The following is a 20844-nucleotide window of genomic DNA, read 5'->3' as shown; positions in this document are numbered from 1 at the left end:
TGAGGGTGGGCGCGGTGTTGCGACGGAGTCAGCTGGAGGTGTTGAGGGCCACCGGCATGACCAGCGTGGTGAAGCTGCCCTGGTCTGCGGAACGCACTACAACGGGACGGTCCGTTGCGGAGATCTCCAGCAGGACGTCGGGCCCGACGCTGGCCTCCAGCGCGGAAGCCAGGACGGCAGGGTCGAATCCGATCCGCTGGGGCAAGTCTTCGTGGCAGACCGCAGGCAGAGTGGCGGCCTGGGAGCGATCGGCCAGAGAGACGACCAGCTCTTCGTCGGCGAAACTCACAGCGATGCGTGCAGCGTCGCCGCGGCTGTTGACCGCGTCGCGAAGGGCCAGGCGATCCACGATCACGCGGTATTCGGTCGGGGGCAGAGCCGAGTGCATCTCGCGGTAGGAAGGAAACTCGGCATCGACCGTCGCCAGGACGCGGGACTGTGTCGCACTGCGTGCTCGGGTGCCGTCCGGTCCGACCTGGAGGGTGACTTGGTGGACGCGTGCCGCCCATTGCCCGAACTCGATCAGGTCAGCCGCGTGCATCAGCAGGTGGCAGGGTCCTCCATCGAGCGCCGCCGGCTTCAGGACGCGCATCGACAGGCGGTAGCGATCGGTGGCTACCAGACGAACCTCGCCGTCATCGATCTCGATGAGGACGCAGCCAAGCGCAGGATTCTGCCCGTCCGAAGCTGTGGCCGGCACCACCTGGCGTACAGCACTGGCCAGCTCCACACCGTCGATTCGCACTTCCGTCGTACTACTTGCAGTCGAGATGAACTGCAGAGCCACCGCGACGGCTGCCTTGGCGGTCTGCGTCTGATCTCGCATCCTCTCCAAGTGCCGCTCCAGCACCTCTCGGCCCTCGCGCTCGGGCCCGTCGAGCACCACGGTGGCTTCGGCCAGCGGCAGCCCCGCTTCGCGCAGACCACGCAGGAGCACGGCACGGGCCTCCTGCGCAGGGCTGTAGAAGCGGTATCCGGTCGCCCCATCGACCCTCGCCGGCCGCAGAACGCGGCTGTCGTCGTAGAAACGCAGGGCGCTCGGAGCAAGACCGACTCGCCGCGCGAAGGCGCTGATACTCAGTAGTTCCGTGCTGCCGTCATCCATAGCCCCGATTGTTGACCTTCATCCAACTTGAAGGTCAACTCGCGCTTCGGTTCGTTCCACGCCACCACTTGGCACGGGAGCTCCCTCAGCGTCAACCCCCGAAGGATTTCCAAACTCGACCACTTAGGTCCTCCACCCGCTGGCGGGCGGCTGCAACTCCCGCTTCGCCAGTGACCCCAGCATCGACGCCACCGCGCACCCTTCGACGATCAAGCGGAAACAGAGCGTCGAGATCATCCGTGCTTCCGGCTGAAACCATGCCTGGACAGCGGAAACTCATTGACTACATCCGGTGCAACCACGGCTTCCGAGTGCCCGTCGGCGGCTGCGGAGATGATTAGGTCTTGTCCGATGGGTCGCGTGACGCTCCTGCCGGGGACTCGTTCGGTGGGGCATGGGGCGGGGATATCTTTCGGATGAAGAGTGGGTTCGGTTGGTGCCGCACTTCCCGGCGAATCGCGGGCGGGGTGGACGCTGGCAGTGCCACCGTCGGGTGATCAACGGGATTCTGCTCCGGCATCAAACCGGCCTCCCCTGGCGGGACCTGCCTCCCTGCTTCGGTAGCTGGAAGACGGTTCACGATCGTCATCGAAGATGGTCGGCGGACGGCACGTGGGAGAGAATCCTGCGGGCTGTCCAGGCCGACGCCGATGCCGAGGGCCGGATCGACTGGAGCATGGTCAGCATCGATTGCACAACCTGCCGCGCTCATCAGCACGCGGCAGGCGCCTCCACTCGTGTCCCGAAGGTCCCGGGTCGGCGCAGGAGCCCCGCACGTCACCGCTCCGATGAGGCCCTGGGACGCTCGCGAGGCGGGCTCACCAGCAAGATCCACCTCGCCGGGAAGGCGGGTGCCGCCCGCTCGGGTTCGTCATCACGCCCGGCCAGTGGGGGGATGCACCGCAGATGATTCCCGGCCTGGAGCCCCGGCAGGCTGGTGGACGACCGCGCACCCGGCCCGACCATGTCGGGGGCGAAGGCGTACTCGTCACGCCGCAATCGGCGTCACCTGCGCAGACGCGAGATCAAGCACACGATCCCCGAGCCGAGGGACCAGAGGGCCAACCGCCGGCGCCGCGGCCACCCGGAAGCAAAAACACCCGGCCCACCCCGCGCCACGACGTGCACACGGTCGGCAAACCAGGCTCCACGAAACGACGAACGAAGAAGTCAACGGATCCACGTCCGCGGCGCGTAGGTTAAAGATCAAGTTAGGGGAGCGGGGGAGGAGGCTCTGCGGTGGAGCATGCGCACGACACTGTGTAGATGGGCCGCAGTGGACCGTTTTCGCCGACGGGTGCTGTGCTGCGGGCGTATGCCGGAGGCGGTGTGCTCGGGGATCCGCTCACTCAGCGGGTCGCCGGAAGCCAACCGTCCTGGACGGCGTGCACCCCGGCTTCGAAGCGACTGCGGGCGTCCAGGTGTTCCAGGAGGGATGCGGCAGTGCGTCGAGCGGTGCGGGGGGAGACGCCCAGGCGCTTGGCGATGGCTTCGTCGGTGTATCCCTGTGCGAGCAGGGCGAGTACAGCCCTTTCCTGTGACGGAATTCCGTCCTTGTCGCGTTGCGGAGCGGTGCCCAGAGGGACCGCAGTACTCCAGACGCTCTCGAACAGGGCGCACAGCGCTGCGACTGTGCCGACGCCTTGAAGGATGACCGCTCCGGCCAGGGCGTCGTCTGTGTCGATGGGAAGTACCGCCTGACGCCGGTCAACGACGATCATCCGTATCGGCAGGACAGGAGCAGTGCGGACCTGCCCTCCGAGGCCGTTGAGCCAGGTTACATGGTCCAGGGTGGGGCGGTGGTGGCGGACACTGTCCAAGTAGATTGTTCGCATGCGCACCCCCCTGTTGAGCAGAGCGCTGTTGGGGGCGCGGCTTGCCTCCAGGTCCTCGGCCGAGTGTGCGCCGCCCGGAGCGAATGTAGCGATCTCCTCTTCCGCAGATTCAGCTAACAGCGCCAGCCGTTCCCTTATGGCGTCGGGTCCGGTCAGCCGCTCGGATTCCTGGTCAGTCGTCCGAGGGCGCAACGCGGACCACTCAGCGATCAACTGTGCCGCTGCGGCGCGGGAAGACTCTACGCGCATCTGCTGGGCCGCCAGCTCCGCCTGCTGCCGTGACAGCAGTGCCTCCATGGCAGTCTCGGGGCTGATTGCGGAGAATCCGACGCCGCCCTGGACAGTGGGTTGGATCAGTGCCAGCTCGCTGAGTCGACTCAGCCCGTCACGGACTCTCTGCTCCGTCAGAACAAGACTGGCCGCCAGTTCTGCAACTCCGGCACGGGGATAGCTGATCATGGCCCGATAAACGGCTTCTGCCTCTGCATCGAGTCCCAGGACGTCCAGCACCGCGAGATCCCCCATCCGGCTGCACCGACCACGATGCATCCGGATTTTAGGTCCAAGGCCAGACGTTGCACAGCTCCGGTGGCCATTTTATGCCACCGGCACAAAACGTCCAGCTTGAGTGGTTGTAGTCCTATATGTTGGCGCCTGAAGATGGGGTTATGTACCTGATTCATGTATGCCTGCGGGCTCCGTGCGGGACGGGATTGCCGTCAGACCTGGCCAGTATTTTCACCTCATTCGCGGCTTCTGGCGACACCGTCGAGCATGTCGCTGTCCATCCAGACGCGCTGGCGGGTCCGACGCTGGGCTTCTTCATTGACGCTTCCGGTCCCGCTGCGGCCGTGGGTATCGCCTCGCGCTTGTCCCGCAGAGCCGTTGCCGAGCACCCGTCTTTGCGCGGATTCACAGTCGTTTCCAGCGACGCTATCCAGGTCGCAGGGCCGTGATCGGAAGCGCGATCGTGCGGCGTGGACGGCTTATGCCACTGCATATTGTGTCCACCCTTCATTCGTTCCCATCCGGCTCTCGGTCAGACACAGTAAGGGCATCGGCAGGAGCGGGCGACGCTGACAGATAGACAAAATAGGCCCGGAATTAATCAGTCCTGAGGGAGGGTTCCGTGGTTCTCGTCAGTTGCGCAAGAATAACCACAGTCGCCTTGGTTGCTTTTGTGGCCATCAGTTTTTCGGCGCCCGTTGATGTCACCCCTTCACATTCCATGCGAGTCGTCACCACCGTTCATATCTCCGCGGCCGATTCCACGGGCGACGTCACCTGGGGCGGTTGAACCTCCCGCGGTTTGGCGAGCCGGTGAACCTGCAGTGCTCGGAAGCATAAGGATTTCATTTCTCAGGGAAGGCAGTGATCATGAAGAAGAATAATCCGAAGAAGGCTCTTGTGGCCGGTGCCGCGTTGGCGGTTGTGCTGGTGACCCCGGTGGCCGCAGAGGCGACCCCCGCTCCGGCGACGAGTCGCTTGGCGGATCTCGGCGGCACATCACTCGACCCACTGGCCACATACCCCAGCATCCTGTCGCGGGCGCTGGATCGAGTCAACGATGAGGCCCCCGGGGTCTCGTTCAACTCGTCTGCTCCCTCGGACTGAGAGGCAAGATGAAGGCCATGGGCTCGGATAAATCGCATGCTCAGGCACCCACGTGGGTGCCTGAGCATGCGGGCGGCGTGAGCGGCACGCCACGCGGCGCGGACCAATGTAAATCGCAGGCAGGGGAACTGGCCACAGTCGGCCTTGGGAAGGTCGAGAGCCTCGCCTTCCAGCCCGACCTCGTTACCCGGGCGCGCGTATGATCGAGACACCGGAACGAGCGAGTCAGGCGAGTGGTGCGCTTACTCCTGCGGCGTTGATACGCGCGGGCGGAGTCCCTTTCCGGCAGTTTGTCGTCAAGGTTCACAGCCGTTGCAATATCGCCTGCGACTACTGCTACATGTACGAGGCTGTGGACCAGAGCTGGCGGGCTCAGCCCATGGTGATGTCCACTGAGACAATTGCTGCGCTTGCGAAGCGGGTTGCTGAGCATGTCCGGGAACATACGTTGGAGTCGGTCGGGTTCGTGCTGCACGGCGGTGAACCACTGCTGGCCGGCCGGGACACCCTGGAAAACGTCGTGAAGACGGTGCGCGCCGCCGTGCCGGCCGAGGTCAGGTTCTCCATGCAGACCAACGGGGTCCTGCTGACGGAGGCCAACCTCGACCTGCTCACCAAGCACCGGGTCGGCATCGGCGTGAGCCTGGACGGCGGACAGGCCCATCACGACCGACACCGCCGCTTCGCCAATGGTCGGGGTTCATACGCCGAAGTGGCGCGCGGTTTGAGAGCCCTTACGGCCGCGCCCTACCAGCCACTGTTCACCGGCCTGCTCGCCACCGTTGACCTGGCTAACGACCCGGTCGAGGTGTACGAGGCCTTGGCTTCGTGGCAGCCGCCAGTCATCGATCTGCTCCTGCCGCACGGTACCTGGGACACGCCGCCGCCTGGGCACGTGCCGAGCGAGACACGTTATGCGGACTGGCTGATCAGCGTATTCGACCACTGGTACGCGCAACCTGATCAGCCGGTCCGGATAAGGCTGTTCGAGGAGCTGATCGCTCAGTTGCTCGGCGGTACTGCGTGCAGTGAAGTGTTCGGCACCGCGCCTCTGGATTTCGTCGTAGTGGAGACCGACGGCACCATCGAACTTGTGGACACGTTGAAGGTGGCCTACGACGGTGCGGCCGCAACCGGCTTGAACGTGAAGGAACACACCTTTGACACTGTGCTGCAGCATCCGGCGATGCGTGCCAGCCAGGCCGGGGAGGCGGGTCTCTGTGGACCCTGCCGGGCCTGCCCACTGGTCAAGGAGTGCGGGGGTGGTCAGTTCGCGCACCGCTACCGCACGGAGACCGGCTTCGCCAATCCGTCCGTGTACTGCGCCGACCTTGCGAAGCTGATCGCTCACGTGCACAGTCGACTGGCCGTGGACATCGCGCGTCTGAGTACGGCAGGGAGCCGGGAGCAGATCGCAATGACCGTCTAAGAGGTCGTTGCCAACCGGTCATGGAACGTGCGGATGCCTCGTTCGAGCCCGCGCACGCGGTGCTGTGCGCGTAGGCGATTCCAGTGCGACGGTGGCGCACTGCCCACGGTGGACACGGCACCCGCCCTCGCGAACACTTTGTTTCTCGCGCCAGGGGTTGATCGGGTCGGCGCTGTCTCCGGCCCATGTCCCATCGACCAGGGCGAACGCGGCGTCGTTGCAGGACCCGGTGGACAGCTTCCTGTCGGGCACCACGCAACAGGAGTGGCCGCCTCGCCGACGGGAATGGGGCGCCACGGCATACGCAGGGACCGTAGGAGGTGTCGTGCACGGAACCCCGTGCACGACACCTCCTACGGTCGCACCGTCAGCCCTTCACAGCGCTGCCGTTGATGGCGACGCGCTGGCCGTAGCGGGCGTAGGGGTAGTAGTCGTACAAGGCGTGGTGCTGAACGCAGCGGTTGTCCCAGAGGACGAGGGTGCCCGGGGTCCAGCGGACACGGCAGTGCAGGATCGGCCTGCTGGCGATGGTGTCGAAGAGCATGTCGAGCAGGGCACTGCTCTCCTGGGCGGAGAGCTGTGGGACTCGGCTGGTGTACGCCTTGTTGACGTAGAGCAGCTTGCGGTCGGTCTCGGGGTGACGGGCGACGAGCGGGTGCTCGCTCTTGGGGATGACGTAGTCCGCGGGCGGGGTGTAACCCGCCAGGGCGTGCGCGCCGTCGTGTATGGCGGTGAGCGGGTCCAGCAGGGAGCGCATGGCCGGCGAGAGCATCTCGTAGGCGAGATGCATGTTGGCGAAGAGGGTGTCGCCGCCGCAGCCCGGCTCGGGGATCTCGGTGATGTACAGCATCGACCCGAGCGACGGCTCGGCGTCGGCCGTGCCGTCGGCGTGCCAGCCGTTGCCCGCCACATTCGCCGCGGCCGACGTCGTGCGGATCTCCAGGATGTAGGGGTCGCCCTCCGGCGGCGGCGGGTTCACGGGGCGCAGTTCGCCGAAGACGGCGGCGAAACGCTTGTGGTCCTCGACGGTGATCTCCTGATCGCGGAAGACGAGAACGTGGTGATCAAGGAACGCGGTGCGTATTTCCTCCAGTTGCGTCGCCGGGATCTCCCTCGACAGGTCGACGCCTGATACCTCCGCACCCAGAACGGGGGTGATCCGATCCACCGTGAGCGTGCGGTACGGCCGCGCGGGACATGTGGTCACGGCTTCCAGTGCTTCGCGTTCGTATGACTCCATGACTTCCTCCAGAACGGGTTACAGGCTTCGGTCGAGCAGTTGGGCGAGATGATGCTGCGAGAGCGGAGTCGTCGTGGATCCCGTCGTCCGCCTCGCACGTCTCCGGGTGTTGCAGTCGTCCGGGCCGGTGAGCCTGTGGACAGGTCCGGACGACTGCAACACCCGGGTCCGTGGGCCCTTGATGTCCAGCGGGTCAGGCCCTGCTACCGCGGGCCGCGACACTCGACCGGGGGGGGAGCGGGCAGGGGGTCACCGGGCGCGCTCCCCTCCCCTCTCGCGGCGGACAGCGGCTGCGGGATCCGTCAACGTCGCCGTGATGGTCTCGGCCACGGTGTGCACATGGGGCGTCGCGACGATGCCGTAGTGGTCGGTGGGCAGGGTCCGCCGAACCGCGGCAGAGGGCAGGCAGGCGTTCCACTGACGGTCCGTCTCCTGCTGATCGCCGGGTGCGGGCATCCCCGCCGTCGGCTGTTCGGCCAGCCACATGAAAGTGGGTGTGGAAGCGAGCGGCTGCACCCGGTGTTCCCCCATGCTGAGCAGGTTCGCCCGGCAGCAGCGGGCCAGCCGTTCGGCGTACGCCTGCGCGTGTTCGGACGGAGCCGACGCCGTGCCGGCCCCCGATGCCGGTGCCGCTGGGCTGCCGGTGCCGAGTTCGGCTGCGAACACCTTCTCGAGGTACGTCTCGTCGTAGGCTGCGGCCGGGCCGGCCGGCTGCGGCCGCGGTGGGTCCAGCAGGTGGAGCGACTCCGACGGCCGCCCGGCCGCCTCGGCCAGGCCCGCCATCTCCATGGCCACCCGCGCGCCGAAGGACCACCCGGCCAGATGGAGCCGGTGGCCGGGGCCGCCGAAGCGGTCACGAAGTGCTGCGTCGTAGTGGCGGGCGCGTTCGGTCAGTGACCACGCGGGCATCTCGGCGTCACGGAGTGCTGGGTCGGCGATGAGGCACACGGTCGGTTCGGGCCCGAGAGCGGACACCAGCGACCGGTAGGCCAGGATGTCCCCGCCCACGGGGTGCACCAGACAAAGGACAGCCGAGCTCGTTCCCTCCTGCCAGACGTCGAGGACGACCCGCGAGGCGGCGGTGCTCCCTGCCGTCCCGGCGGTGGGCTCGGCGGGGGTGAGGGCCGCCTCCATGTGTTTGAGGACCTCGGTGAGGCTGACCCGGTAGCTGAACGAGGCCAGGTCGAATGCGACACCGTAGTCGTCCTCGATCTGGGCGATCAGGGTGATCAGGGTCAGTGAGTCGGCGCCGAGGTCGTACAGGGAGTCGTGCGGGTCCAGTTCGTCCACGCCCAGCAGGTCCTGGATCAGGCGGGTCATGGCGACGGCGCGTTCCGCGGCACTGTCCGGCGCAGCGGAACCCGCCTCGCCGTCCGTGCGCAGCGCCGGCCCGGAGTGCGAGGCGAGCGGTTCCGCCCGGTCGTCGCCTGAGGGGGCGTAGAACGTGCGGGAGTCATCGATGTCGGTCGTGGAGACGAGCACCTGCGGCAGTTGCAGGGCCAGGGCGTGCGCGAAGACCTCTTTACCTTCTTCGACCGTCAGTCCGACCTTCAGGTGGTCCTGATGGCGGCTGTCCCCGTCCATGACCCGGGTCGCCATTCCGGTCTCGCTCCAGATGTCCCAGTCGATGCCGATCCGGACGGTCGTCTCCGTCTCTCCGGCGCGGTGGTGGGCGAAGCCGTCGAGGAGGCTCGCGCCGGCCGCGTAGTCGCTCTGGCCGACGCCGCCGAGCAGGGCGGACATCGAGGAGCAGTAGACCGCGATCTCCGGACGGAACGCCCTGATCAGGTGTTCCACGACGAGTGCGCCCTTCTCCCTCGCCATGGCAGGGCCGCGCATCGCTTCGGCGTCGCGTCGTACGAGCAGCCCGCCGTATCCGAGACCGGCCGCATGGATCACCCCGTCCAACCGCGGGGTGTGCTCGCCGACGGCCGCTGCCACTTCGTGTACGGGCATGACCGCCAGATCCGCCGGGACGAGGCCCACGCGGTCGGCCCACCGGGCCAGTTCCGCGGGCAGCCGCGGTTTCCTCGACAGCAGCAGGACCCGGCCGCGGGTGTGTTCCAGCAGCCAGGCGGCGATGGCACGGCCTATGCCACCCGTGCCGCCCAGTACGAGGTGGACCGCGTCCTCACCGGACGGTACGAGGGGCTCCGAGCCGGAGGGCGCCGGCACGCGCGTGGTGCCCGGACGCCACCAGTAGCCCTGCCGAAGCGCGAGCTGCCGGGGCAGAACAGGACTGTGGGGATGTCCGGCTGCGCGTGCTCCGGCGACGACCGAGGCCACCTGCCCACCCCATCGGGTGAGATCGCCGTCGGGGAGATCCAGCCAGTGTCCGTCCAGAGCAGCCTCTTGGGCGCCGACCTCGACCGGCCCGGCCAGGAGCGCCAGTTCGGGTCTGGCCACCGTTCCGGTCACGGGCCGGGCGCCGTGCGACAACCACCAGACGCGCGGGGAGCCGGTCCGCCCGGACAGTGCCTGGGCCAGTGCCGCCGTGGTGTCGAGGCAGGCGTGGCGGGCCCGTCCCAGCGTGCCGGGACCGACCGGCCCTGTCACGTCCAGGGGCAGCGCGTGCACCCACTCCACGTCGCCCAGGGACACGGGACCGTCGGTGCCGCCCCCGGTCAGCGAGTCGAGCAGCCGGCCCAGGGAGGCCGGGTCGGCCGGGTCGGCGTCGAAGACATCAGGACCCCTGCGTGCGAAGGTGCCCGAGGGGCGCACCCGCACCACGCGTGGGGCCACGGCCTGGAAGGGCGCGAACGCTGCCTGCGGGGTGCTCTCGGAGGCCACGACGACCACAACGGGTCCACGGCCGGCCCGTGCGGTGGCGTCCGCGACGCAGGCGCGGCGCAGCCGGACCCAGTGCGGCTGGTGCAGCCACTCGGCCCGGGGCAGTCGGCGGGGTACTGCCGGCCGCGCCTCGGGCGTGCGGTCGAAGTCGTACTCCGCGAGCGCGAAGGAGGGGGGAGGGAAGTCCCAGGGCGCGGAAGCGGGGCCCGCCTGCCATTCGACAGGTCTTCCGGCGGTCCAGTCCTCTGCGATGTCGTGGGCAGTGCGCCCGACAGGGGAGACAGGCGCGGCGTCCGGGTCCGCGGTGCCGTGTGCGACCTGCCCCGCGGCCACCGTGCGCAGCCAGTGAATGGCGGCGGAGGCGTCCGCTACAGGCGCCGCGGTCCTCAGGCGGCGGGCCGCACGTCCGGCCTGAAGGTGGCGGAGCACGGACTCGAAGCGTTCGGGACGCAGTTGAAGGTAATCCGCGATCAAGGCGGCATCGGCGGCGAGCGCTTCCGCGCTGGACGCGGACAGCACCAGGCTCTCCGGCACCGCGCAGGTCACGGCGGTACCGGCCCCGGTGTCCTGTTCCACGAGGACATGGGCGTTGGTACCGCCGATCCCGAAGCTGCTCACCGCGGCCACCCGTTCGCGCCCCTCGGGCCAGGGCGTCGCCCGGGCCGGGACGAAGAAGGGGGTGGGATCGGGACCGATCTCCGGGTTGAAGGCACGGAAGTTGATGTTCGGCGGAACGCTGTCGTGGTGCACCGCGAGGACGGCACGCACGAGACCCACCACACCGGCGGCCGCGCCCATGTGGCCGAGCTGGCTCTTGACGGAGCTGAGCGCGCAGCGACCGGACTCGCTCACGTCGAACGCCTGGCGGAGCGCACTCACTTCGATCGGATCGCCCAGCCGGGTGCCGGTTCCGTGCGCCTCCACGTAGCCGAGGTCGGCCCCCGTGCGTCCGGCGCGGGCCAGGGCGGTCCGGATCACCTCACGCTGCCCGGCCAGGGAGGGCGCGGTGTAACTCATCTTCGCCGCACCGTCGTTGTTGATCGCGGAACCTGTGATGACCGCGTAGACGGTGTCGCCGTCGCGGCGTGCCAGGCCCAGTGGTTTGAGCACCACCACGCCGACGCCGCTCGCGCCGATCGTTCCGGTCGCGTCGTCGCTGAACGGGCGGCAGTCGCCGTCCGCGGAGAATATGTGCTGCGGGCGGTAGCGGTAGCCGCCGCTCAGCCCCGGGTCGACGAGCACTCCTGCGGCCAGCATCGTCTCGGCCTCGCCCTGCCGGAGCATGCCGGCCGCCAGGTGCACGGCGACCAGGGAACTGGAGCACGCCGTCTGAGCGCTGAAGGCGGGGCCGGTCAGTCCGAGGTGGTAGGCCACCTTGGTGGCCAGGAAGTCCTTCTCGTGGTGAAGGGCGAGCTGGAAGCCGTCGGGCAGCCGGCCGGGGTCGGCCTCGCGCAGCAACGACTGGAAGTAGGTGTTCTCCCCGGCACCGGCAACGAGGCCCACGCGCGATGCCGCGGGGTCCGCGATGCCGGCGTGAGCCAGCGCCTGTACACAGGCCATCAGCAGATGACGCTGCTGAGGGTCCATCAGGCGCGCCTCCTGCGGGCTGATGCCGAAGTGGCCCGGGTCGAAGTCGAGCATCCCGTCGAGCGTGCTGTGCGCGCCGATGACGCCCTCCGGGGCGTCGACACGCCGAATACCGGTGCCGCCGGAGACGACTAGGTCCCAGAACGCCGCCAGGTCCGAGGCGCCGGGCACCCGTACGGCCATGCCGACGACCGCGATCGGTTCGCCGGCCGTCGCGGTTCTGCTGTCCGTCGTGGCCGGCGCGGCAGGTGCCCGGGTACCGGGGAGGCCGTCGGCGGAGAGGTGGCGGGCCAGGGAGCGGACGGTGACGTGCTCGAACAGGTCCGCGACGCTGAAGCGCAAACCGAGTGCCGTGGTGCAGCGAAGATGGAATCGCATCAGAGCGAGACTGGAGGCACCTGCCTCGAAGAAGGTCTGGTCCGGTCCGATCGTCGCCCCGGTGACCTCCTGGAAGGCGACGGTGAGCCGCTCCTCCTCGGTCGACAGCCCGGTGGGGGGGACCGCCGAGCGACACATCTCCTCTCCCTGTGCGCGAAGCGCCGCCTGCCGGTCCAGCTTGCCGCTGGGCGTACGCGGCAGCGTCCCCAGATTCCGGAAGCGGTCCACGCGGACGTAGGAAGGGAGCAGAGCCGAGAGGTGCGCGGTCAGGTCGTCGGCCGACGGGCACTCGCCGCGGACCTCCACACAGGCCGTCAACCGGTCACCGTCGCGTACGACGACGGCGTTGACCACGGCCGGATGACGCAACAGGGCCGCTTCGACGGAGCCGAGTTCCAGCCGGTGCCCGCTCAGTTTGACCTGCTGGTCGTCGCGGCCCGCGTAGTGCAGCAGGCCCTCGCGGTCGAACCACGCCCGGTCGCCGCTGCGGTAGAACAGGCCCGCGCCGGGGACCTCGACGAAGCGGGTGTCGTCGAGGGCGGGTTCGTCGAGGTAGCAGTGCGTGGCCATGGTGCCGCCGATCAGCAGCTCGCCGGTGCACAGGGACGGAACGCTGTCGCCCTGGGCGTCCACCACGCGCAGGTCTGCACCGGCCACCGGTCGCCCGATGGCGGGCCGCTCGGGCCACCGAGCCGGGTCACCCTCCAGGCACAGGGCACTGACCACATGCGTCTCGGTCGGACCGTAGTGGTTGAACAGGCGGGCACCGGACAGTCCCGCGAACCAGCTTCGGATGGCGTCGGTGCACACGAGCTGCTCGCCCGCGGTGACCACCTCGCGCAGCCGCGAGGGGAACCTGCCCAGGCGGACCGCGTATTCGGCGAGCAGTTGAAGGGCCACGTAGGGCATGAAGATCCGCTCGGTCCCCGCGGACTCCAGCCGCTCCAGAAGCGCGGGGGCGTCCTGGCGCCACTCCGGGTGTACGAGCTGAAGAGCGCCGCCGGTGCACAACGTCCCGAAGATCTCCTGGAAGGACACGTCGAACGCCAGCATCGAGAACTGCTGGGTGGCCGCCGGGGCGTTCAGGCCACCGGGGCCGGACTGCCACTCGATCAGGTCGCACAGCGTTCGGTCGGAGATCTGGACGCCCTTGGGGACACCGGTGGAACCAGAGGTGAACAGGGTGTACAGCGGTCGGGTGCCGTCGTGCGTGCGCCCCTCGTACGGCGGGCTCGCGCCCTCGCTCCTGTGCGGCGCCGCGGACCCCAGGACGACGGGGTGGCGCACCACGCCGTCAGGGAGCAGCGTGTCCAGCCCTGCCGCGCCGTCGTGCGCGACCAGGACGCACAGCGGATCGACCCGCTCCAGGACGCGACGCAGCACGTCGACCGGGTAGGAGGGGTCGAGGGGGACCGCGGTGACGTTCAGCCGGGCCAGCGCCAGCAGGGCCACCACGTGCTCGGCCGACGGGTCCAGGTACAGGGCGGCCCGGCAGGGACTGCCGTCGGCCGGGATCGGGTAGCGGTCGGTCAGCTCCGCAGCGAGGACCGCGGCGTGGGCGTCGAGCGCCGCATAGCTCAGGCTGCTGAGGTCGGCCGTGACGACGGCGGGGGAGTCCGGTGTGCGGGCGACCTGCCGTGCGAAGCCCTCGGCGACCGTGGCGAAGCCCGGCTCCGGCACCGGCCCGCGCCCGTGTGCCGGCAGGGACCGCCGGAACGGCGCCACCAGCTCCCGCGCGGTGGAGCGGCCACCGGACGCGAGCGCGTCCACGCCCCGTCGCATCAGTTCCGACATCGCCTCGACGGCCTCGTCGGTGAATCGGTCCTCGGCGTACTCCCACAGCAGGTCGAGGCCATCGGGGTGCTCGAGCACGGAGACCGTCATCGGGCACTTGGCCTCCGACGCGGCCCACCACAGGGGCCGCTGGACGCAGCCGGGCAGCCGCAACGCCCCGAAGTCGGTGTTCTCGAGGACGAACAGGAAATCGAACGGAGTGCCGTCGCCGACGGCCTCCCAGCCGGTCAGTACATCGGCGAGCGCCACGTTGTGGTGTCGCAGCACCTGACCGGTGCCGGTTGCCGTGCGGGTGAGGTGCGAGCGCAGGTCCTCACCAGGCGCGACGGTCACGGGCAGCAGCACGGTGTTCGCCATCATGCCGACACTGTCCTCGAACTCGCGCACCGGGCGGTTCGCGACCGGGGCTGCGATGCGTGGGCGGACCAGGCCGCTCACGCCGTACACGCTCCACGAGAACACGCTCAGCAGCACCTGGAAGCGGGTCAGCCCGAGCTTGGCGCAGAGCTGGTCCACCGTCGCCCGTCGTACGACGTCGAGCGACGTGTGCAGCAGCCGCGCCCGCGGCGCCGGATCCGTGTCCTGGGCGGGCAGCGGTTCCTGGGGCTCCTCCAGGCCCTGGTAGTACGCCAGCAGCTCGTCGCGACCTGCCTGGTATGCCGCAGTGGCGAACCAGTCGCTCTGCCAGGTGGCGAAGTCCAGTGGGGTCGGAGCCGGAGCCGGAGCCGGAGCCGGAGCCGTGCCTGGGCCGGTTCCGGCGTACTCGGCGGACAGGTCCTGCAGCAGAGTGCTCAGTGACCAGCCGTCGACTGCGATGTGGTGCAGGTGCAGCAGAAGCGTTCCGCCGCCGTCACGGGGCAGCCAGCAGGCCCGGAGCATACGGGGGACAGCGAGGTCGAAGGGCTCGGCGAAGAAGGTGCCGGCGAAGGCGCGTGCTTCTTCCTCGTCCCAGGACCGCCGTGTACCCGGCTCGTGCCAGGGGTCGAACGGTTCGTCGACTGTCTGGCGGAGCCCCTGCGGCCCGAGGGAGAAACCTGTCCGCAGTGCCGCGTGGCGTGTCACCAGCATCCGCAGCGCCCGCCGGAGGGCGACGAGGTCGACCGGCCCGTCCACGCGGAAGACCTGGTTGACGGAGTACGCCCGGGAGCTCGGTGCGTGGCGCTGCAGCAGCCAAAGCCGCTGCTGCTCGCTCGTGGCGGGCGCCGAGCGGGAGCCGGCGACCACCGGCGCCGGAAAGGCGCTTACCTCCGCCGGTCCGGTCGAGGTGACGGCCCGGGCGATCGCGGCCAGGCCACCGTGCAGGACGACCGCCTGCGTCAGGTCGCGGCCCCACCGCTTCCGGACGGCGAAGCAGAACCGCAGGGCCTTCAACGAGTCGCCGCCGCTGGCGATCCACCGGTCGCCGAGCCCGAGGCCGGTGGCACCCAGGATCTCCTCGGCCAGCGCGAGGACCTCGCGCTCCGTCTCGGTCGCCGCCGGTCCGTCGCCGGCGACCGGCCGCCAGGGCCGGTCGGCCTGCCGCAGCAGTGCGGCCTGGTCGACCTTGCCGTTGGCGTTGAGCGGCAGTTCCTCCACGAGATGGATCCGGTGCGGGCGCATGTAGGCGGGCAGCTGGGCCACGAGGTGGCTGTCGAACTGCTCGAAGGTCAACTCCCGTCGAAGGACGACGAACGCCAGCAGTTCGTTCGGGCCCGCCGGGCCCGCGCGGTGGGTGCACACGTGGGCCCGCCGGACCGCCGGATGGGCGGCGACGCGCCGTTCCACCTCGCCGGGCTCGATGCGGAAGCCGCGGACCTTGACCTGGCGGTCGGTCCGTCCGACGTACACGACCCGGCCCTCGTCGTCGGCTCGTACGAGGTCACCCGTGCGGTAGTACCGCTCCCTGCCACCGTCGAGCCACGCGAGGCGCACGAAGCGCCGCTCGGTCTCCTCGGGGAGGTTGCGGTACCCGACCGCGAGACCGGCGCCGCTCAGCAGGAGCTCGGCGACCTCACCGGATGCGGCGACCCTCTCCTGGCCCGGCACGACCAGGACGGCATCGGTCTGCGGCAGCGGCCGGCCGATCGGCACCACCTCACCGTCGAAGTCCCGGGGGATCGCATGGCACAGGGCGAAGGTGGTGGACTCCGTCGGCCCGTAGACGTTGAACAGACGGGTCCCGCCGGCGGCGTTGTCCCGGTACCAACGACGCATCACCCGGGCGTCGAGCTGCTCCCCTCCCACCAGAACCTCACCGGCCGCGGCGAAGCAGTCTGGCACGGCCGTCACCATCGCGTTGAACAGCGCTGTCGTGATGAAGACGGTGTCCACCCGATCGCGCCGCAGCGCCGAGGCGAGACGCTCGGGGGTCCGCACGTCCTCGTCGTGCATCACCACGCAGCAGCCACCGGTCAGCAAGGGTGCCCAGATCTCGAAGCTCAGCGCGTCGAACGCCGGGTTCGCCAGGCAGGAATAGCGCAGACCGGGCTCGACGCGGATGTAGCCGGGTCGTGCCAGCCGGATGACTCCGGCGTCGCGGACCTCGACCCCCTTGGGCCGTCCGGTCGTCCCAGAGGTGTAGAACAGGAAGGACACACCGCCGGTCGCGGGCGGCGCCGGAACGGTGACCGCGGGATCCGGGAGTCGTGGCAGCAGGGCGTCGACAGCGACCGCCTTCATGCCCTCCGGGAGCTCGGTGACGTTCTCGGGCGCGGCGTACACCAAGGTGGTCGCGGCGGAATCCCGGAGCATGAACAGGCGGCGTTCGGAAGGGCTCTGTACGTCCAGCGGCACCACCTGCGCACCCAGCCGGAGAATGCCCAGCATCACGCAGACCAGCCGCCACGAGCGCGGCAGCGCCACCGCGACGGCCTGCCCGGCAGTCACGCCCTGCCGGCCCAGCGCCGCGGCCACGGCGGCTGCCGCAGCGTTCAACGTCGCGTAGTCCAGCAGTACGTCGCCGTCCGCGACCGCTTCCGCCCGCGGTGAGCGCAGGGCCCGGCGGTGTACCTCGAGGGCGATCCCGAGAGCCGGACCCCGGTCCTCAGCCGGGCCGGCGGGGGAGGGTTTCACGCGCGGTTCCATCATGCCTCCGACGTACCAGTGAGTGTCATGCGCTCCGCCCCGGCCCCGCCCGGACCGGTTGCCAGCCGGTCCAGCTCAGCGGCAAGGACGCCCGCAACGCGAGGCAGTTCGTCGCTCTCCAACATGTCCCAGTGACCACAGGCCACCGGCTCGACGACGAACTGACCGCTGACGCGGCTCCGCCAGAACGCGCGGAGGCGTTCGGCCGCACCGCCGCCGTCCTCGTCCTCCACAGCCATCGCCTGCATCAGCACGACGCGGGCCGGCGATCCGGGTACGACGTAGTCGCGCGCCGTCTCGCGGTGATGGTTGTAGACGGTCAGATACCGGCACACCTGGTCGTCGTCGATGCCCGGGTACATGCCGTTGAATCGCACCAGCTTCTCCCGGAACTCCTCCATGCCGACCGGCGCGATCGCGGCGCGCTGCGCCGCGTCCTCCGTGCCGTGGGTGTCGAGCAGGACCACACTCACCCTCTCGTGTCCGGCCTCCACCAGGCGGCGGCCCATCTCGTAGGCGATCAGGCCGCCGTAGGAGAGCCCGCACAGCACCAGCGCCTCGTCCGGGCGGGGACCGACGAGCCGCAGATACTCCTGGGCCATCGCCTCCACACCGGGCAGAGTGGACTCGCCGGGGTTGATGCCGGGCGCCTGGAGACCCACCACACCCACGTCGTCCGGCAGCGCCTGGGACAGCGGCAGATAGCAGAACGCGGTGCCACCGGCGGGATGCACGCACACCAGTCGCTGCCGGCCGCCGCCCGCGCGGAACTCCACCGAGCTGCCGGGCTCCGTCGACTGCGGAGCCCCGGCACCGATGCCGCGCACCCGCTCGGCGAGCGCCTCGATGGTGGGGTGCAGCATGACGTCCCGGACCGGCAGCGTCACACCGAGTTGCTCCTGGACGACTGACGCCATCTTGATCGCCGAGATCGACGTGCCGCCGAGCTCGAAGAAGTTGTCGCCGATTCCGACGTCCGGATGCAGCAGCACCTGCCGCCAGATCCGGTACAGCGCCATCTCGACGTGGTCGCGGGGCGCGGCCGTGTTGACCCGCCCGGAGTGGGCCTCGGCCGCGGCGCGCAGCACACCAGTCCGGTCCACCTTGCCGTTGCGGTTGAGTGGCAGGCGTGGGAACTCCGCCACCACGACGGGGATCATGTAGTCGGGCAGACGGTCCATGAGGGCCGCGCGCCACTCGTACGTCGTACGCGTGGCTTCCTGGTCGCACCCCACGCCGGCCACCAGGTGGGGGCCGCCCGGCAGGTCGCGGTCGGCCAGCACAACGGCCTCCCGCACCCCCGGCACCGCCAGCAGTGCTGCCTCGACCTCGCCGGGTTCGATGCGGAAGCCGCGCAGCTTCAGCTGGTCGTCGCGCCGACCGACGTACTCGGCGTTGCCGTCCGGCAGCCAGCGCGCCAGATCACCGGTGCGGTAGACCCGTTCGCCGGGCACGAACGGGTCGGGCACGAAGAGCTCGTCGGTGAGGTCGGGCCGGTTCAGATATCCGCGGGCCAGACTGGCCCCGCCGATGTAGACCTCACCGGGAACTCCCACCGGTACCGGGCACATGCGGCCGTCGAGCAGATAGAGGCGGGTGCCGCGCAGCGGCCGCCCGATGGGGCACGACCGATCGTACGGCTGCGGGTCGGTGTAGGCGGTGGAGTACAGCGTCGCCTCCGTCGGACCGTAGCCGAAGCAGACGCGCAGGCCGGGCAGAAGCCGGCTCATACGGTGCAGGGCTCTCTCGGGCAGCGACTCCACTCCGGTCAGGAGCTGACGCAGACTCAGCCCGGCCAGTCGGGTGCCCGGATCCTCGTCGATCCACAGGACGTAGGACGGGGGCAGGAACGCCTGGGTCACCTTGCGTTCGCGCAGCCAGCCCATCAGGGCTCCGGGGTCGCCCCGCAGCTCGTCGGGGACCACGTGGAGCACCGCTCCGGTGGTCAACGGTACGAGAAGCTCGTGGACCGACGCGTCGAAGCCGATGCTCGACCACGCCGATGACGCCTCACCCGGGGCGTCTCCCATGAGTTCACGCCAGTGGTCGAAGAGATTGACGACGCTGCCGTGCGTCACCGCCACGCCCTTGGGGCGCCCGGTCGATCCCGAGGTGTAGATGACGTAGGCGAGCCGGGCGGGGTCCTCCTCGACACCCGGCGCCTCGTCGCACGCCCCCTCGGCCTCCACTCCCGCCAGGTTCTCCCACAACTGCCGGTCGGCGTCCGCGGTATCCGCCTGGTCGGTCAGCACGATCACCGGGGCGGCGTCACTCACCATGGCGGTGAGCCGTTCCGAAGGCTGTCCCGGGTCCAGGGGCAGGTAGGCGGCTCCCGCCTTGAGAATACCGAGCACGCCGACGACGAGCTCGACCGTGCGACCGGCGTGCAGGCCCACCACGCGATCGGGCCCGGCCCCGTGGGCGATCAGGGCGCAGGCGAGCCGGCCTGCCCGGCGGTCCAGCGTCGCGTAGTCCACAGCCGCGTCCCCGGCCACCACCGCGGTCTGCCGCGGCCGTTCGCGCACCTGCGCTGCGAACCGCTCCAACAGACCCGCCGGTGCCGGTGCGCCCGGTACGTCCCCGGGGCCACCGGCGCTGAAGGTGGCGAGGAGTTCACGCTGCTCGCCCTCGTCCAGCAACGTCAGGTCGGAGATCTCGGCCTCGGGCCGTTCGGTCATCAGGCGCAGCACCCGGAGGAACTGGTGTATGTACCGTTCGACGGTCGCCCGGTCGAAGAGCGCCACGGCGTAGTCGATCTCCCCGACGAGGTGGCGGCCCTCGTCGGCCAGCGCCAGGACCAGGTCGAACTTCGCGGGGACGTGAGCGGCGTCCTCCCGCAACTCGACTTTCACGTCCGGGAGTTCGAGTTCGTCGCGCATGGAGGGGACCCAGGCGAACATGGCCTGGAACAGCGCCGTGTACGCAGGACTTCGCGGTGGGTTGACCGCTTCCACGACCCGCTCGAAGGGCAGGTCGACGTGCTTGAGGGCGTCTCGGATCCGCTGGTTCACCTGCTTCAGGGCGTCGCTGACACTGGGGGAGCCGGACAGATCCGCCCGTAGGGCGAGGGTGTTGACGAAGAAGCCGATCAGGCCTTCGACGTTCCCACTGCGGCGGTTCGACGTCGGGGCCCCGACAACGATGTCATCCTGTCCGGAGAGCAGGGACAGCAGTACCGCCCAGCCGGTCAGCACGGTCGCGTACAGAGTGACACCGTTGTCCGCGGCGAGGCTGCGGAGGGCCTGCGTCAGGTCCTCCTCCACGGTCACAGGAACCCGGTCGCCCTCGAACACCTGCTCCGGCGGGCGGGGCCGGTCGGTGGGCAGGGAGAGCACGGCCGGGGCGCCGGCCAACGTGGCGGCCCAGTAGTCGGCGTGGGAGGAGGGCTCCTCACCCGATATCCAGTCCCACTGCCGGCGGGTGTAGTCGCTGTACTGCCAGGTGAGTTTCGGCAGTGACGTGTCCCGCCCCTGCTGGAGCGCGCTGTACACCAGGCCCAACTCCCGCAGCAGCAGGCTGCGGGACCAGCCGTCGAAGATGATGTGATGGGCAGTCAGAATAAGGACATGGTGGTCCGGTTCGAGCGCCACCAGGCATCCGCGCACCATGGGCTCCTCGCCCAGGCGGAACGGAGCGCCTTCCACCGCCCGCCGTGTCCGCGCGAAGCGCTCAACCGCGTCCGGCAGTCCCGTCAGATCCTCGAAGGTCACCGGGAATCCCGTCTCCGGCGGGTCGACGACCTGGAGCGCGGAGCCGCCGGAGGGCACCAGTCGCGTGCGCAGGGCCTCGTGCCGAGCCGCGAGCAGGCGCAGGGCCTGGATGAGCAGGTCCCGGTCCAGCGGTCCCCGGATGTCGAAGGGCATCGGCTCGTTGTAGGCGGCGCTGGCGTCTCCGTCCATGCGCGCCATGACCCACAGCCGCTCCTGCGCCAGTGACAGGGGGGCGGGGGATGCCCCCTTGCCGGATTGATCGATGTTCTGTATTCGGGGGGAAGACACGGGTTCCTTAC

7 protein-coding genes and 1 pseudogene are annotated in these 20844 nt (G+C 69.5%); 3 read left to right on the top strand and 5 right to left on the bottom strand.

What is annotated here, in order from left to right; all coding sequences use genetic code 11:
- Nucleotides 1–28 precede the first annotated feature (28 nt).
- Nucleotides 29–1105 carry a DNA polymerase III subunit beta family protein gene (locus tag JOC24_RS13865; RefSeq protein ID WP_205020551.1) on the bottom strand — a complete coding sequence of 359 codons (1077 nt, stop codon included), beginning with the start codon at nucleotides 1103–1105 and terminating at the stop codon, nucleotides 29–31.
- Nucleotides 1106–1499: 394 nt separating this feature from the next.
- On the opposite strand from JOC24_RS13865, the pseudogene JOC24_RS13860 reads away from it, so the two are divergent.
- Nucleotides 1500–2190: pseudogene (locus JOC24_RS13860) on the top strand (IS5 family transposase); the annotation flags it as partial.
- A 264-nt stretch (nucleotides 2191–2454) separates the two neighbouring features.
- Here the strand turns inward: JOC24_RS13860 and JOC24_RS13855 are convergent.
- Nucleotides 2455–3450, bottom strand: coding sequence for a LuxR C-terminal-related transcriptional regulator (locus JOC24_RS13855; RefSeq protein WP_205020550.1), 996 nt, complete (start codon nucleotides 3448–3450; stop codon nucleotides 2455–2457).
- A gap of 867 nt (nucleotides 3451–4317) precedes the next feature.
- Here JOC24_RS13855 and JOC24_RS13850 point away from each other — a divergent pair.
- On the top strand, nucleotides 4318–4554 hold the full coding sequence (locus JOC24_RS13850; RefSeq protein WP_205020549.1) for a hypothetical protein: 237 nt from the start codon (nucleotides 4318–4320) through the stop codon (nucleotides 4552–4554).
- 199 nt (nucleotides 4555–4753) lie between these two features.
- Nucleotides 4754–5983, top strand: a complete 1230-nt coding sequence (locus tag JOC24_RS13845) for an FxsB family cyclophane-forming radical SAM/SPASM peptide maturase (RefSeq protein ID WP_205020548.1) — start codon at nucleotides 4754–4756, stop codon at nucleotides 5981–5983.
- A 367-nt stretch (nucleotides 5984–6350) separates the two neighbouring features.
- Here the strand turns inward: JOC24_RS13845 and JOC24_RS13840 are convergent, their stop codons facing one another.
- The 3 genes from JOC24_RS13840 to JOC24_RS13830 form a co-directional block, all read right to left on the bottom strand.
- Nucleotides 6351–7223 (bottom strand): TauD/TfdA dioxygenase family protein, encoded by an 873-nt coding sequence (locus JOC24_RS13840; RefSeq protein WP_205020547.1) that lies wholly within the window; start codon nucleotides 7221–7223, stop codon nucleotides 6351–6353.
- A gap of 249 nt (nucleotides 7224–7472) precedes the next feature.
- Complete coding sequence (locus tag JOC24_RS13835) at nucleotides 7473–16835, bottom strand: non-ribosomal peptide synthetase (protein WP_239580469.1); 9363 nt, start codon at nucleotides 16833–16835, stop codon at nucleotides 7473–7475.
- A complete protein-coding gene (locus tag JOC24_RS13830; RefSeq protein WP_307792689.1) occupies nucleotides 16835–20833 on the bottom strand; it encodes a non-ribosomal peptide synthetase in 3999 nt (1332 codons plus the stop codon). The genes JOC24_RS13835 and JOC24_RS13830 overlap by 1 nt, the downstream gene beginning before the upstream one ends.
- Nucleotides 20834–20844: the final 11 nt, after the last annotated feature.

The sequence above is a fragment of the Streptomyces sp. HB132 genome (assembly GCF_016909575.1).
Lineage (GTDB): Bacteria > Actinomycetota > Actinomycetes > Streptomycetales > Streptomycetaceae > Streptomyces.
This window is presented reverse-complemented; position numbering and strand designations above follow the sequence as displayed.

Bases quoted from the DNA above. Each gene is read 5' to 3' on its own strand.
- JOC24_RS13850 (WP_205020549.1), top strand. From the start codon at position 4,318: ATGAAGAAGAATAATCCGAAGAAGGCTCTTGTGGCCGGTGCCGCGTTG.
- JOC24_RS13865 (WP_205020551.1), bottom strand. From the start codon at position 1,105: ATGGATGACGGCAGCACGGAACTACTGAGTATCAGCGCCTTCGCGCGG.
- JOC24_RS13840 (WP_205020547.1), bottom strand. From the start codon at position 7,223: ATGGAGTCATACGAACGCGAAGCACTGGAAGCCGTGACCACATGTCCC.
- JOC24_RS13835 (WP_239580469.1), bottom strand. From the start codon at position 16,835: ATGGAACCGCGCGTGAAACCCTCCCCCGCCGGCCCGGCTGAGGACCGG.
- JOC24_RS13845 (WP_205020548.1), top strand. From the start codon at position 4,754: ATGATCGAGACACCGGAACGAGCGAGTCAGGCGAGTGGTGCGCTTACT.